Origin of the sequence: Ramlibacter albus (assembly GCF_014297445.1) — a bacterium.
Classification (GTDB): Bacteria; Pseudomonadota; Gammaproteobacteria; order Burkholderiales; family Burkholderiaceae_C; genus Ramlibacter; species Ramlibacter albus.
In genome coordinates this window covers 213,389-228,153 of the sequence record NZ_JACORU010000003.1, presented here as the reverse complement: position 1 = coordinate 228,153, position 14,765 = coordinate 213,389, and the positions used below count along the sequence as shown (strand labels likewise).

The following is a 14,765-nucleotide window of genomic DNA, read 5'->3' as shown; positions in this document are numbered from 1 at the left end:
CGGCCCCGTGACGCTGTATTCCCTGATCGGCCGCTTCCTCAAGCGGCACTGGCTGGCCTATTCCTCCTCGGCGCTGATGCTGGCGGGCATCGCGTGCCTGATCGTGTGGATCCCGCGGCAGATCGGGCACCTGGTCGATGGGCTGGTGGCGAAGCAGCTCTCCGGCGGCGCGCTGCTGCGCGAGCTGGGCTGGCTGTGCCTGGCGGGCGTGATCGTCTACTTCCTGCGCGTCGGCTGGCGGCTCCAGCTGTATGCGGCGGCGTACCGGCTCGGCATGGAACTGCGCCAGCGGCTCTATGACCGGCTCACGTTGCAGGGCCCGCGCTTCTACCAGGACCGGCGTACCGGCGACCTGATGGCAATGGCCACCAACGACATCGACGCGATCGAGATGGCCGCGGGCGAGGCGATGCTGGCCGGCTTCGACGGGACGCTCACGCTCGTGCTGGTCGTGGCGATGATGGCGCTGGGCGTCGATGCAAGGCTCGCAGCGTGCGCGCTGCTGCCTTTCCCGCTGATGGCGCTGGCTTTCTGGTGGATTTCGGGGCACGTGCACGCCTCGTGGGCGCAGTCGCTGGAGCGCTTCGCGGCGTTGAACGACCATGTGCAGGAGTCGCTGTCGGGCGTGCGCACGGTGCGGGCTCTCGGGCTCGCGCAACGCAACGAGGCGCATTTCTCGAAGCTCGCGACGGCCGCTTCGGATGCGAGCTTCGACGCGCAGAAGTGGGAAGCGACGTACGAGCCGGCGGTCGGCATCACGCTGACCGCCGCCACGGTGATCGTGCTCGGCGTCGGCGGCTGGCTGGTCTGGCACAACGAGTTGAGCGTGGGCCAGCTCACCAGCTTCAGCCTGTACCTCGGGCAGATGATCTGGCCGATGTTCGCGGCCGGCTGGGTGCTGTCGCTGTTCGAGCGCGGCAAGGCGGCGTGGGCGCGGCTGCAGCCGGTGCTGGATGCGCCGCTGGTGATCGACGACCATGGCACCGTGCCGCACGTGGAGCCGGGCACGGTGGAAGCGGACGGCGTGAGCTTCCGTTACCCGGGGCAGGGTCGCGCGGCGCTCGACAACGTGTCGCTCGTGCTGCCGGCCGGGCGCACGCTGGGCCTGGTGGGGCCGACCGGGGCGGGCAAGTCCACGCTGCTGCGGCTGATGCTGCGCCACTACCACCCGGACGCGGGCCAGCTGCGCTGGAACCGCGTGGACCTGGAGCGCTACACGCTGGCCGCGTTGCGCGGCGCGATTGCGTGGGTGCCGCAGGAAGCCTTCCTCTTCTCGGCATCCGTGGCGGACAACATCGCGCTGGCCACGCCGGGCGCGACGCGCGAGCAGGTGGAGGAAGCCGCGAAGCTTGCGGCCATCCATGAAGAGATCCTGAGGCTGCCGAATGGCTACGACACGCCGGTCGGCGAGCGCGGCGTGACTTTGTCGGGCGGGCAGCGCCAGCGCGTCGCGATCGCGCGTGCGCTGCTGGCCGATGCGCCCCTGCTGCTGCTCGACGACGCGCTGTCGGCCGTGGACACAGACACGGAGGCGCGCATCCTCGCGCACCTGCGCGATGCTCGCATGGGCCGCACCGTGATCATCGTGAGCCACCGCCTGAGCACCGTCGCCGACGCCGACCGCACGCTGGTGCTGCGGGACGGCCACGTGGCCGAGCAGGGCTCGCACGCCGAACTTCTAGCGCAAGGCGGGTGGTATGCCCGCCAGTGGCGCTACCAACAATTGCAGGCGAGCCTCGATGCAAGCTGATTCCGCCGTCGCCGAAGGGTTGGCGCCCGGCGCCGAAAGGGGCGGCCGCCGCACGGTCGGTGATGCCGCGCGCCTGCTGTACGAGGCCGTGCAGCCCGAGCGCCGCCACTTGCACCGCGCGGTGGCCTGGCTGCTGCTGGCGGCCGGGCTCGAAGCGCTGGGCCCGCTGCTCGGCAAGGCCTTCATCGACAACTACCTGCTGCCGCATCACGCCGAAGCATTCGGCATCGCGGCGCTGCTCGGTGGCGCGCTCGTCGCGGGCATTGTGGCCACCTGCGTGCGCTACCTGCAGCTCGTGCGCCTCGCCGGGCTTGCGATGCGCTCGGTGCAGCGCATCCGCGAGCGGGTGTTCGGCCACGTGCTGCGCCTGCCGATGTCGTTCTTCGACCGCGCGATCACCGGCCAGCTGGTGAGCCGCGTGACGAACGACACCGAGGCGGTGAAGACGCTCTACGTGCAGGTGCTCTTCGTCATGCTGGACAGCGTGATCGTGCTGCTGGGCGCGATGGCCGCGATGTTCTGGCTGGACTGGCGGCTGATGCTGATCGTGCTGACGCTCGCGCCTGCGATGGCGCTGATCGTGTCGCTCTACCAGCGCCTGTCGGCGCCCGCGGTCGCGCGCACGCGCGAGCTGCGCAGCGAGCTGAACGCGCAGGTCGCGGAGTCGATCGCCGGCATGGCCGTGCTGCAGGCCAGCAACGCCACGCTGCGGTTCGCGCAGAAGTTCGCAGGCACCAACGGTGCGCACTACCAGTCGCGCCAGCGCGAGCTGCGCGCCAACGCGTGGCTGCTGCGGCCGGTCCTGGACTTCCTCAACGTGCTGCTGCTGGCGGTGGTGATCTGGGTGTTCGGCACGCTCAGCGCGCTGGAGGTGGGCGTGCTGTATGCGTTCATCAACTACGTGTCGCGCGTCACCGAGCCGCTGATCCAGATCACGATGCAGTTCTCGCAGCTGCAGCAGGCGATGGTGGGGGCGGCGCGCGTGCACACGCTGCTCAAGGAGGCGGAGACGCCGGTTGCCACGAAGGAGGGGCGCATCACCGAAGGCGGCATCGCGATCGAGCACCTCGATTTCGAGTACCTGCCGGGGCGGCGCGTGCTGCATGGCCTCGATTTGCGCATCGAGCCGGGCAGCTTCCACGGGATCGTGGGGCACACGGGCAGCGGCAAGAGCACCCTGCTGTCGCTGCTGCTGCGCTTCTATGTCGCGCCGCCGGGGAGCATCCGCATCGACGGCGCGCCGCTGGACACGATCGGCGAAGACCATTTCCGCGACCGCGTGGGGCTGGTGCCGCAGGACCCGTTCCTGCTCGCGGCCAGCGCGCGCGAGAACATCGCGATGGGGCGCAAGCTCACGGATGCGCAGGTGGAGGCCGCCGCGCGCGCCGCGCATGCGCACGACTTCATCGTGGGGCTGGAGCGGGGCTACGACACGCCGCTGGGTGAAGGCGGGGCGCGGCTTTCCGTGGGGCAGAAGCAGTTGATCGCGATCGCGCGGGCGCTGGCGGGGGAGCCGCGCATCCTGTTGCTGGACGAAGCGACGTCGCACATCGATTCGGAGACCGAGCAGGTGGTGCAGCGTGCGCTGACGGCGCTGCGCGGCAAGGTGACGGTGGTCGCGATCGCGCATCGGCTCTCGACCATCCGCGATGCGGACAGGATCGTGGTGCTGAACCACGGGCGGATCGCGGAGCTGGGGACGCACTCCGAGCTGATGGCCATCGACGGCGGCCTCTACCAGCGTCTCTACCTGCTGCAGCAGCTCGAGGAAGAAGAGCTGTCACCCCGGGCTTGACCCGGGGTCCATGGCGGCGCGCCACGATGGATGCCGGGTCGAGCCCGGCATGACAACATCCTCAATCCAGGTCGTCGATCGTGTCCGGGTCCGGCACCTCGCCGATCGTCTGCCGCGTGATCTTGCTCTGCGCCATCAGCCATTCGCAGAAGGACTTGATCTCCGGCCGGTGGCCGCTCCTCGGCCCCACGACCAGCCAGTAGGCCATCGGCGAATCCATGCGCAGTTTGGGCATCACCTCCACGAGGTCTCCGTTGGCGAGCGCCTCGGCCACCAGCGGCAGGCGCGCAAGCACGACGCCCTGCCCGGTGAGCGCCGCCTGCACCATCTGGTAGGCGTAATTGAAATAGAGCCAGCGCTTGGGCTGCAGCTTGTTCAGGCCATGCTCGTCGAACCAGCGCCGCCACGTCAGCCACTCGAGGTGGGTCTGGTGCGCGTCACCGGCTTCGATCAGCGTGAACTGCGCCACGTCGGCCGGCTTCTTCAGCGGCGGCCCGCTCTTCACGAGCCACGGGCTCGCCACCGGGGTGAGCTGTTCGCCGAACAACCTCACGGCATTCGTCGGCATCGACGCCATGGGCCCGTAGCGAAGCGCCAGGTCCACGTCCGCGATCTCGAGGTCCACCGTCGAATCGCTGGCGTCGATGCGGATGTCGATCTCCGGGTTGTCGCGCTGGAACTGCTCCATGCGCGGGATGAGCCACATCGACGCGAACGACGCAAAGGTGGTGAGGGACACCGCGCGCCGCCCCGCGCTCTGGCGGATGGTGCGCACCGCGTTGTCGATGCGCGGCAGCGATTGCGACACCGCCATCAGCAGCTGCGCGCCCGCGCTCGTGAGTTCGACCGCGCGCGTGTGCCGCAGGAACAGGCTCACGCCCACTTCGTCTTCGAGCGACTGGATCTGCCGGCTGACGGCGGACTGGGTGAGTGCCATCTCCTCCGCCGCCGCGCGGAAATTGAGGTGGCGGGCCACCGCCTCGAACGCGCGCAGGTGGCCGGCGGAGATCGGGCGGGTGCGCAAATGGGTCTGAGAGTGCTGCATGGGCGTGTCGGCTTTTGACAGGAGGCGCTGGCGGATTGATGCGAATCCGGAATCAAAAGGTTAGCCGTATTTCATTGGACTGCCAAGCGGGCGTGAACGATCATTCAATGCCGAAAACGCTTCACTGGAGAACTGCGATGACCGCGCAAGCCACGACCCTGCATCAATCCGCCGCCCCCGCCCTGCCCGGCACGTGGAAGCTGGGTGCCGGCCGCGCGATCACGCTGCAGCCGCTGCAGGACGGCATCCTGCGCGTCGCCCACGGCACGCTGTGGGCCACCTTCGACGGCCCGCACGAGGGCACGCCGCGCGCCATGGGCGACCACTTCGTCGAGGTCGGCGACACCGTCCGCATCGCGGCCGGCGAGCGCGTGGTGGTGGAGCCCTGGGGCCGCAACCACTCCGCCTACTTCACGTGGGACCCGATCGTGGCGCCGGCGCGCCTGCCGCGGATCCGTTTCGCGGACGTGATGAAGCCGCTCGCGGACCTGCGCATCGCCGTGGCCCTGGGCGTCCACGCCGCGGCGAGCGTCGTGGTGGTGCTGGTGCGCGCCGTGGTGGCGACCGTGTTGCCGCCGCAACGCGCGCCGATGCCGCGCCACCTGAGCGCCCACTGCAAAGCCTGACCGTATGATCGGGCCGCATGGCGCGGCCCAAGAGCTCACAGCACGAACTGCGCCGCGACGAGATCCTCGACGTCGCGGCGCAGTGCTTTGCCGACCGCAGCTACGCGGCTGCCAGCATGAACGACATCGCGGCGGCCTGCGGCACGTCGAAGGCGCGCCTGTATCACTATTACGAGAGCAAGGAAGCGATCCTCTACGACCTGCTGGATCGCTACACCCAGCGCCTGCTGGCCATCATCGGCCAGGTGGAGGCGACCGCGCAGCGGCGCAGCCTCGACGACCGCGCCGCGGTCCATGAGCTGGTGCGCGTCTTCCTCGAGGAATACGAGCACTCCGCCACGCGCCACATCGCGCTGCTGCATGACACGAAGTTCCTCTCCGACACGCAGCGCGACCTGATCCTCGACCGCCAGCGCGACATCGTCGCCGCCGTCACGCGCTTCCTGCGCCGCGCCTACCCGAAGCGGATGGACAGCCGCAACCAGACCGCGGTGACCATGATGCTGTTCGGCATGATCAACTGGACCTTCACCTGGCTGCGCCCCGGCGGCCCCATGAGTTATGCGCAGTTCGCCGAGGAAGTGATCGGCATGCTCGAACGCGGGCTCGACGGGGCGGCTGCGTGACGATGCACGTCGTCGTGATGGGCGTGGCCGGCTGCGGCAAGAGCGAAGTGGGCGCGCGGCTTGCGCGGGCGCTGCAGCTGCCGCTCGTGGAGGGCGACGATTTCCACCCGGCGTCCAACGTCGACAAGATGCGCCGCGGCGTGCCGCTGGACGATGCCGACCGCGCCGGGTGGCTGCGGACGCTGGCAGCCGAACTGGCGGCGCGCCCGCAAGGCGCGGTGCTGACCTGCTCGGCCTTGAAGCGCGCCTACCGCGACACGTTGCGCACGGGCGCGGCGGGGCTGCGCTTCGTGCACCTCGCGCTGACGCCCGAACAGGCGGCAGCGCGTGTCGCAGCGCGGACTGACCACTTCTACCCGCCCAGCCTGGTCACCAGCCAGTTTGCGGCGCTCGAAGACCCCTCCGGCGAGCCGGGTGTTGTCGTGGTTGACGCATCCGCGCCGCTGACCGATGTCGTCGAGCGCGCACTCGCGGGCCTGCGTCCGTAGAATTCCTTTCATGAGCAAAGCCTTCGCGAGCCAGGCCGACCTGGCCGACAAGAAGATCACCTTCGAGCAGTTGTCGGCGCACTGCTGGGCGTACACGGCGGAGGGCGACCCCAACTCCGGCGTGATCATCGGCGACAAGTTCATCATGGTGAGCGACGCCACCGCTACGCCCGCGATGGCGCGCGACCTGATCGCGCGCATCCGCACCGTGAGCGACAAGCCGATCAAGTACGTGCTGCTCACGCATTACCACGCCGTGCGCGTGCTGGGCGCGAGCGCGTACTTCGACGAAGGCGCGAGCGAGGTGATCGCCAGCCGCGGCACGTACGAACTGATCGTCGAGCGCGGCAAGGAGGACATGCAGTCCGAGATGGAGCGCTTCCCGCGCCTGTTCCGCAACGCGGAGACCGTGCCGGGCCTCACCTGGCCCACGCTCGTCACGGACGGCAAGCTCACGGTGGACCTGGGCGGCGTGAAGGTGCAGATCTGGTCGCCCGGCGCCGGCCACACGCGCGGGGACACGATCGCCTGGGTCGAAGAGGAGAAGGTGCTGTTCTCCGGCGACCTCGTGGAGTACGAGGCCGGTGTCTACACCGGCGACGCGCAACTGGAAGAGTGGCCGGCCACGCTCGAAGCGCTGCGCGCCCTCGGCGCCGAAGCCATCGTGCCGGGCCGCGGCGAAGCCATGAAGGGCAGCGCCAACGTGAACAAGGCGCTCGACTACACCAAGCGCTGGGTGGAGACGCTCTACCGCTGCGCGAAGGAAGCGGCCGCCGCGAACATGGACCTCAAGGCGGCGATGGAACACACCCGCAAGTCCATGGACCCTGTTTTCGGCCACGTTTTCATCTACGAGCACTGCCTGCCGTTCGACGTGAGCCGGGCCTACGACGAGGCGCGTGGAATCAAGAACCCACGCATCTGGACGGCGGAGCGAGACAAAGAGATGTGGGCCTCCTTGCAGGCCGGATGAGCTTGTAGGCGAAAACCGACACGGCGGTCGGTTGGCGGACGGCACCGGGATAGTGACGTGCTCCCTAAGCTGGGGCATATCCAGGAGTACCCGTCATGCAACACGACAAGAACACGCCCCGCCCGCTGCAGCAGCAGCAACCCGCGGCGCACGGAGACCGCCAGCAGCAGCAGTCCGGCTCCACCGACTTCCAGAACAAGCCGCAGGCGCAGCAGGGCGGCTCGCAGGTCGAAGGCGAGGGCAGCTATAGCGCCACGAAGAACTACCAGAAGGACATCGGCGACTACCTGAAGAACGCCGACGTGCAGAAGGACGCCGAGAACGCGAAGCCGCGTTCTGACGACGAAGCGCGCGAACTGGAAGAAGCCGAGCGCGAGGGCAAATCGCACTCCAAGGGCGAGCGCTAGAAAAACGCCTATTGCGGCGCGGCCAGCTCCTTCAGGTCGCGCTGCCACGCCCGCAGCCGCCGCGCGGCACGCCCGCGCTGGTCGGCGTTCGTGCTTTCATGAATCGCCGCGAACATGCGGCAGTTCTCGTCCAGCAGCTCCTGCTGGTACTTGCGATAAGCCGCGTCCGGTGAGCGCAGCACGCGCTCGCGCCAGCCTTGCAGCGCGGTGCGCGCGAACTGCGGATTGGCCGGGCGCTCGTGCATCTGCCGCAATACCTGCAGCAGGTCCGTCTGGCGGCGCTGCCACTCCACCAGTGCCCGCTGCGGGTCGAAAACGGACTGCGCGACCCCGCGGCGCAGCACGGCGCGCTGCGGTTCCTCCAGCGGGCCGTAGAGCGACTCCAGGCGGTCACTGAACTGCTTGAACCGCTTTTCCTGCCGTTCCGCGGGGGCCGGGTCGATCCACTCCTTGCGCCACTCGGCGTTGCGCTTGGCAAAGCGGCGCTCGACGTGCTGCACCTGCGCCGGCGCCAGCGTCGCGGCCAGGCCGGCCGCCGCCGGCTCTGCATACTCCGCGACCGCGACGAGGCGCGCCTGCGCTTCGGCGGTGAACGCGCAAGCCTGCTGCGGTGTCACCGAGCCGGGGGCCGCCTGCTCCATCCGCCCCAGCATCTCGGCCAGCTTGGGCAGCTCGTTGGCGCGGTGCCAGGCCTGCAGCCGCGCCAGCTCCTCGCGCACCCGCGGCGCCTGCTCGTCGCTGAAGTCGCCGTAGCCATCGAACCACCAATATGCGACTTCGGGCAGGGTGTTGTAGGCCAGCTTCAACGTGCTGCAGCCGGGGAGCATCGCAACGCACAGCAGCAAGAACATAATGCCGGGCAGGCTTCGCGATCCGCGCATCACTCGAGAGGACAGGCTATGACGGTCGATCTGGTCATTCATCAAAAAGGCATCCGCTCGTCGGAAGTGGACATCGTCATCATGGCAGCGGGCAAGGGCACCCGCATGAAGAGCCGCAAGCCCAAAGTGTTGCACCGTTTGGCCGGCCGCCCGCTCATCGAGCACGTCCTGGAGACCGCCAATGGCATGGATGCGCGGCGGGTGATCATCGTGACCGGGCACGGCGGCGACGACGTCGAGCTGGCCTGCACGCTGGCCAGCGTGCAGGCGCGCCGCCCGGCGCCCATCTTCGTGCGGCAGGAGCCGCAGCTGGGCACCGGCCACGCCGTGCAGCAGGCCGTGCCCGCGCTCGGCGACAGCGGCATCACGCTCATCCTCAACGGCGACGTGCCGCTGATCCAGTCCGGCACCTTGCAGGCGCTGATCGACCGCTGCGCCGGCGAGCGCGTCGTGCTGCTCAGCGTGGACATGCCCGACCCCACCGGCTACGGCCGCATCATCCGCAGCGGCAACGCGGTGTGGGGCATCGTCGAGCACAAGGACGCGACGGAAGAGCAGAAGCAGATCAACGAGGTCTACACCGGCTTCATGGCCGTGCCCACCTCGGTGCTCAAGCGTTGGCTCGCCAAGCTGACCAACAAGAACGCGCAAGGTGAGTACTACCTCACCGACATCATCGCGCTCGCCGTCAAGGACGGTGCCGACGTCGTGGCCGTGAAGGCCGTGGACCCGCTGCAGGTGGACGGCGTGAACAGCGCGCGGCAACTCGCGGTGCTGGAGCGCACCTACCAGACCCGGCAGGCGCAGCAGCTGATGGAGCAGGGTGTGCGCCTCGCGGACCCGGAGCGCTTCGACCTGCGCGGCAAGATCGTCTGCGGCACCGACGTCGAGATCGACATCAACTGCATCTTCGAAGGCACCGTCTGGCTCGGCGACGGCGTGACCATCGGCGCGAACTGCATCATCTCCAACGCGCGGATCGAGGCGGGCGCGGTGATCGAGCCCTACACGCACATCGCGGGCGAGCGCTCGGGCGCCCAGGTGGGCCAGAACGCGCGCGTGGGCCCGTTCGCGCGGCTGCGGCCGGGTGCGAACCTCGGGCCGGACGTGCACGTGGGTAACTTCGTGGAGATCAAGAACACCACGATGGCGGGCGGCTCCAAGGCCAACCACCTCGCGTACCTGGGTGACGCCATCGTCGGCGAGCGCGTCAACTACGGCGCGGGCAGCATCACCGCCAACTACGACGGCGCCAACAAGCACCGCACCGTGATCGAGGCGGACGTGCACGTCGGCAGCAACAGCGTGCTGGTCGCACCGGTGCGGCTGGGCGCGGGCGGCACCGTCGGCGCGGGGTCGGTGATCACCAAGGACACGGCGCCGGGCGTGCTGTCGGTGGCGCGCGGCAAGCAGGTCGCCGTCGAGAACTGGCAGCGCCCGAGCAAGAACTAGGCGGGCGCCAGCGGGATGCGCGGGTCGAACTTGGCCCGCTTCACCGAGAAATACGCCTTCACGTTGCGCACGTTCGCGTCGCTCGTGAACAGGCGCTTGGCGAGGTCCAGGTACCCGGGCATGTCGCGCGTGTGGACCACCAGCACGAAGTCCGGGCCGGGCGAGACGCGGTAGCACTGCTGCACCGCCACGTCTTCGATGACGCGTGCTTCGAAAGCCTCCTGCGCTTCGGCGCCTTGGCGGTCCAATGTCACTTCCACGATCGCTTGCAGGCCGTGGCCGACTGCGGCCGCGAGTTGCTGCGGTGACAGCACCGCGATCTGGCGCTCGATGACACCCGCATCCTGCAGGCGCTTGACGCGGCGCAGGCACGTGGGCGGCGAGACGTGCACGCGGGCGGAGAGGTCCTGGTTGGAGAGGCTGGCATCGGTTTGCAGCAGGTCGAGGATGCGCAGATCCGTATTGTCGAGCTCCATTTTGGAATTTTATTTCAAGTGGCAGCGTGAGTGAAATGAAACTCCATAATTCCGTCGATTCCGCAAGCCGATTTCAAATGATGGCCCATAAAGTCTCACCATCAAGGAGCAAAACCCATGTGCGGCATCGTCGGCGCGGTCTCTACCCGCAACATCGTCCCCATCCTCGTCCAGGGCCTGCAGCGGCTCGAATACCGCGGCTACGACTCCTGCGGCGTGGCCGTCCATGATGGTGGCCTGAAGCGCGCCCGCAGCACCGCTCGCGTCGCGGAGCTCATCTCGCAGGTGGAAAGCGAACACCTCGAAGGCACCACCGGCATCGCCCACACGCGCTGGGCGACGCACGGCGCGCCGGCGGTGCACAACGCGCACCCGCACTTCAGCCATGGGCCCGGCGCCGATGCCGCCAAGGGCCCCGGCCGCGTCGCGCTCGTTCACAACGGCATCATCGAGAACCACGACGAGCTGCGGGCCGCGCTCAAGGCCAAGGGCTACCACTTCGCCAGCCAGACCGACACCGAGGTGATCTGCCACCTCGTCGACAGCCTCTACGACGGCGACCTGTTCAACGCCGTGAAGGAGGCCGTGCAGCAACTGCATGGTGCGTATGCGATCGCGGTGTTCTGCAAGGACGAGCCGCATCGCGTCGTCGGTGCCCGCGCGGGCTCACCGCTGGTGCTGGGCGTGGGTGCCGATGGCGAGAACTTCCTGGCGAGCGACGCGATGGCGCTGGCCGGTGTGACGGACCAGATCGTCTACATCGAAGAGGGTGACGTGGTGGACCTGCAACTGGGCCGCTACTGGATCTGCGACCGCAACGGCCGCGAAGTGAAGCGCGAAGTGAAGACCGTGCGCGCGCACAGCGGCGCCGCGGAGCTCGGGCCGTACCGCCATTACATGCAGAAAGAGATTTTCGAGCAGCCGCGCGCCGTGGCCGACACGCTCGAAGGCATCCAGGGCATCGTTCCGGAGCTGTTCGGCGATGGTGCCTATCGTGTGTTCAAGGAGATCGACTCCGTGCTGATCCTCGCGTGCGGCACCAGCTACTACAGCGGCTGCACCGCCAAGTACTGGCTGGAGTCGATCGCCAAGATCCCCACGCAGGTGGAGATCGCGAGCGAATACCGCTACCGGGAGACGGTGCCCAACCCGCGCTCGCTCGTGGTCACGATCAGCCAGTCGGGCGAAACGGCCGACACTCTGGCTGCGCTGCGTCATGCGCAGCAGCTGGGCATGGAGCACACGCTGACCATCTGCAACGTGGCCACGTCGGCGATGGTGCGCGAGTGCAAGCTCTCTTACATCACGCGGGCGGGTGTGGAGATCGGTGTCGCTTCGACCAAGGCGTTCACGACGCAGCTGGCGGGCCTGTTCCTGCTCACGTTGTCGCTCGCGCAGGTGAAGGGGCGCCTGACCGAATCGCAGGAAGCGCAGCACCTGAAGGCGATGCGCCACCTGCCTGCGGCGCTTTCAGCCGTGCTGGCGCTGGAGCCGCAGGTGATCAGCTGGTCCGAGGATTTCGCGCGCATGCAGAACGCGCTGTTCCTCGGCCGCGGGCTGCACTACCCGATCGCGCTGGAAGGCGCCTTGAAACTGAAGGAGATCAGCTACATCCACGCCGAGGCCTACCCGGCCGGCGAGTTGAAGCATGGTCCTCTGGCGCTCGTCACGAGCGAGATGCCTGTCGTGACCGTCGCACCCAACGATGCGCTGCTCGAAAAACTCAAGAGCAACATGCAGGAAGTGCGTGCGCGCGGCGGCGTGCTCTATGTGCTGGCGGACGGCGACTCCAAGATCGAGAGCGGCGAAGGCATCCACGTCATCCGCATGCCCGAGCACTACGGCGAGCTGAGCCCGCTGCTGCACGTCGTGCCGCTGCAGCTGCTCGCGTATCACACGGCTTGCGCGCGGGGCACCGACGTCGACAAGCCGCGCAACCTTGCGAAGAGCGTGACGGTGGAATGAAAAAGGGGCCGCGAGGCCCCTTTGTTCTTACGCGTTCATCACGTTGACCGCACGCGCATTGAGGTAAGCCTCCAGCGCCTCCGGCCCGCCCTCGGAGCCGTAGCCCGAATCCTTGATGCCACCGAAAGGCATCTCGGCGCTGGGCAGCGCCGGCATGTTCATCCACAGCATGCCCACCTCGACCCTGCGGGCGATGATGTCGGCGTTCTTCAGCGACTTGGTGAACGCGTAGCCGGCCAGGCCGTAGGCCAGGCGGTTCGCTTCCTTGATCGCCTCGTCCAGCTGCGTGAACGTGCGGATCGCGGCCACGGGCCCGAAGGGTTCTTCGTTGAAGATCTTCGATTCGAGCGGCACGTCGGCCAGCACGGTCGGCGTGAAGAAGTTGCCGGTGCTGCCGATGCGCTCGCCGCCGACGAGCACCTTGGCGCCGCGCTCGACGGCATCCTTGGTGAATTCGCTCATGGCAGTGAGGCGGCGCGGGTTGGCCAGCGGGCCCATCTGCGTGCCTTCGGCCAGGCCGTCACCGACCTTCAGCGCCTTCGCGTGCGACGCCAGCGCCTCGGCGAACTGGTCGCGCACGCTCTCGTGCACGAGAAAGCGCGTGGGGGAGATGCACACCTGGCCCGCATTGCGGAACTTCGCCGCCCCGGCGGCTTTCACGGCGAGCGCCACGTCCGCGTCCTCGCAGACGATCACCGGGGCGTGGCCACCGAGTTCCATCGTCACGCGCTTCATGTGCTGGCCCGCCATCGCGGCCAGCTGCTTGCCCACCGGCGTGGAACCGGTGAAGGTGATCTTGCGCACGATCGGGTGCGGGATCAGGTAGCTGGAGATCTCGGCCGGGTTGCCGTACACGAGGTTCAGCACGCCGGGCGGCAGGCCCGCATCGGCAAACGCCTGGACGAGCGCGGCCGGGGCGGCCGGCGTCTCCTCGGGCGCCTTGACGATCATCGAGCAGCCGGCGGCCAGCGCGGCGCCGACCTTGCGCACCACTTGGTTGATCGGGAAGTTCCAGGGCGTGAAGGCCGCGACGACGCCCACCGGGTCCTTCAGCACCATCTGGCGGATGGCGAGGTTGGTGCGCGACGGCACGATCCGGCCGTACACGCGCATGCCTTCATCGGCGAACCATTCGATGATGTCGGCGGCGGCCATCGCCTCGCCCTTGGCTTCCACCAGCGGCTTGCCCTGCTCCTGCGTCAGCACCTGCCCGATGGCACCGGCACGCTCGCGCATGAAGCCGGCGGCCTTGCGCATGATCTTCGCGCGCTCGGCGGGCACCAGGTCGCGCCAGGTCTCGAAGCCTTTCTGCGCGGCCGCAAGCGCCTTGTCGAGGTCGGGCTTGCTCGCATGCGCGACGCGGCCGATCTCCTGGCCCGTGGCCGGGTTGTGCACGGCGAGGGAGCGGCCGTCGGCGGCGTCCTGCCACTGGCCTTCGATGAAGAGCTGGGTATTGGGGTAGGTCATGGTTGGGGTTCCTGCACGAAGACGGCCATTTTGGCGCAAGCGCGATGACCTCACCATCTGTAACACCGCCCTTTGGGCAACAAGGCAAATTGACAGCAGGTGCTGCGCTGATACTCTCGACGCCATGCTGGTGACAGAAGACACCAACCCCACCACCCCGGCGAGCTGGCCGAGCGCCGCCGCGGAAGCCGCGCGCTACGCGCTGCTGCGCAGGCTTGCGCCGTCCATCCGCCATCACCTCGTGGTGAACCTGCAGCCGATCGGCATGGTCTACGAAGTGCTGGACCGGCGCCTGCGCGCCCCGGAGCCCGACATCGCGGCCGTGCACGACAGCGCGAAGAAGATCAACAGTTTCGCGCGCGCCGCGCTCGAGTCGTGCACCGACGTAGTCGGCTGGTTGTCGCCGGACGACAAGGCCGCCATCGCAGTCCACGATGCCGTGCGCGAATGCGCCGGCTTGATCGCGAGCAGCCTGAGCTTCCGCGGCTATACGCTGCGCAACGAAGTCGGCGCGATGGAGGGCGAGATTCGCCGCTCCTGCGCCCGCTTCCTGCTGTGCGCGACGCTCATCCACGCCACGGACGAGATCGCGCCGCCGGCCGAGTTGCTGCTGTCGGCCGAGCCCGGCGGCACGGGCGCGCAGCTCACGCTGGGCGTCCGGCGCATGCAGGGTGAGGAGGGTTTCGTGCAGGAGCCCGCATACCGCCCGCTGCGTTGGGACGATGTGCGTGCACTCGCGCAGGCCGAAGGCGCCGAAGCAACGCGCGATGCGGACGGCACGATCCGCCTCGTGCTGCCCTGGGCCGACTGAACA

General features: G+C 68.4%; 14 protein-coding genes. 10 read left to right on the top strand and 4 right to left on the bottom strand.

All coding sequences use genetic code 11. The features are described 5' to 3' along the window. The first annotated feature begins 7 nt into the window (after positions 1-7). Both H8R02_RS10455 and H8R02_RS10450 read left to right on the top strand, forming a co-directional pair. On the top strand, positions 8-1,750 hold the full coding sequence (locus tag H8R02_RS10455) for an ABC transporter ATP-binding protein (RefSeq protein WP_354004898.1): 1,743 nt from the start codon (positions 8-10) through the stop codon (positions 1,748-1,750). Then, positions 1,740-3,545, top strand: a complete 1,806-nt coding sequence (locus H8R02_RS10450; RefSeq protein ID WP_187081339.1) for an ABC transporter ATP-binding protein — start codon at positions 1,740-1,742, stop codon at positions 3,543-3,545. The genes H8R02_RS10455 and H8R02_RS10450 overlap by 11 nt, the downstream gene beginning before the upstream one ends. A 61-nt stretch (positions 3,546-3,606) precedes the next feature. Here H8R02_RS10450 and H8R02_RS10445 read toward each other — a convergent pair whose 3' ends face one another. Further along, entirely contained in the window at positions 3,607-4,590 is a 984-nt protein-coding gene (locus tag H8R02_RS10445; protein WP_187081338.1) for a LysR substrate-binding domain-containing protein, read from the bottom strand. A gap of 137 nt (positions 4,591-4,727) precedes the next feature. Between H8R02_RS10445 and H8R02_RS10440 the strand changes: the two genes are divergently transcribed. The 5 genes from H8R02_RS10440 to H8R02_RS10420 all read left to right on the top strand — a co-directional run bounded on the left by H8R02_RS10440 (position 4,728) and on the right by H8R02_RS10420 (position 7,710). Continuing rightward, complete coding sequence (locus H8R02_RS10440; RefSeq protein WP_187081337.1) at positions 4,728-5,216, top strand: DUF2917 domain-containing protein; 489 nt, start codon at positions 4,728-4,730, stop codon at positions 5,214-5,216. Positions 5,217-5,233: 17 nt separating this feature from the next. Continuing rightward, a complete protein-coding gene (locus tag H8R02_RS10435; RefSeq protein ID WP_187081336.1) occupies positions 5,234-5,842 on the top strand; it encodes a TetR/AcrR family transcriptional regulator in 609 nt (202 codons plus the stop codon). A gap of 2 nt (positions 5,843-5,844) precedes the next feature. Next, positions 5,845-6,330: a gluconokinase gene (locus H8R02_RS10430; protein ID WP_187081594.1), complete on the top strand. Its 486-nt coding sequence runs from the start codon at positions 5,845-5,847 to the stop codon at positions 6,328-6,330. A gap of 10 nt (positions 6,331-6,340) precedes the next feature. Beyond that, the gene (locus H8R02_RS10425; protein ID WP_187081335.1) at positions 6,341-7,303 is read left to right on the top strand and encodes an MBL fold metallo-hydrolase; all 963 of its coding nucleotides are present in this window, start codon (positions 6,341-6,343) and stop codon (positions 7,301-7,303) included. Positions 7,304-7,398: 95 nt separating this feature from the next. Further along, positions 7,399-7,710 (top strand): hypothetical protein, encoded by a 312-nt coding sequence (locus H8R02_RS10420; protein WP_187081334.1) that lies wholly within the window; start codon positions 7,399-7,401, stop codon positions 7,708-7,710. Between the two features lie 8 nt (positions 7,711-7,718). Here H8R02_RS10420 and H8R02_RS10415 read toward each other — a convergent pair whose 3' ends face one another. After that, positions 7,719-8,561 (bottom strand): DUF6279 family lipoprotein, encoded by an 843-nt coding sequence (locus H8R02_RS10415; protein ID WP_255429272.1) that lies wholly within the window; start codon positions 8,559-8,561, stop codon positions 7,719-7,721. A gap of 48 nt (positions 8,562-8,609) precedes the next feature. On the opposite strand from H8R02_RS10415, the gene glmU reads away from it, so the two are divergent. Further along, complete coding sequence (gene glmU / locus H8R02_RS10410) at positions 8,610-10,043, top strand: bifunctional UDP-N-acetylglucosamine diphosphorylase/glucosamine-1-phosphate N-acetyltransferase GlmU (RefSeq protein ID WP_255429271.1); 1,434 nt, start codon at positions 8,610-8,612, stop codon at positions 10,041-10,043. Here glmU and H8R02_RS10405 read toward each other — a convergent pair. Then, on the bottom strand, positions 10,040-10,519 hold the full coding sequence (locus tag H8R02_RS10405) for an Lrp/AsnC family transcriptional regulator (protein ID WP_187081332.1): 480 nt from the start codon (positions 10,517-10,519) through the stop codon (positions 10,040-10,042). The genes glmU and H8R02_RS10405 overlap by 4 nt on opposite strands. Positions 10,520-10,636: 117 nt before the next feature. Here H8R02_RS10405 and glmS point away from each other — a divergent pair, with 117 nt between their 5' ends. Beyond that, positions 10,637-12,484, top strand: coding sequence for a glutamine--fructose-6-phosphate transaminase (isomerizing) (gene glmS / locus H8R02_RS10400; RefSeq protein ID WP_187081331.1), 1,848 nt, complete (start codon positions 10,637-10,639; stop codon positions 12,482-12,484). A 27-nt stretch (positions 12,485-12,511) separates the two neighbouring features. On the opposite strand, the gene H8R02_RS10395 is transcribed toward glmS, so the two are convergent. After that, entirely contained in the window at positions 12,512-13,951 is a 1,440-nt protein-coding gene (locus H8R02_RS10395) for an NAD-dependent succinate-semialdehyde dehydrogenase (RefSeq protein WP_187081330.1), read from the bottom strand. 124 nt (positions 13,952-14,075) lie between these two features. Here H8R02_RS10395 and H8R02_RS10390 point away from each other — a divergent pair, with 124 nt between their 5' ends. After that, the gene (locus H8R02_RS10390) at positions 14,076-14,762 is read left to right on the top strand and encodes a hypothetical protein (RefSeq protein ID WP_187081329.1); all 687 of its coding nucleotides are present in this window, start codon (positions 14,076-14,078) and stop codon (positions 14,760-14,762) included. Positions 14,763-14,765 lie beyond the last annotated feature (3 nt).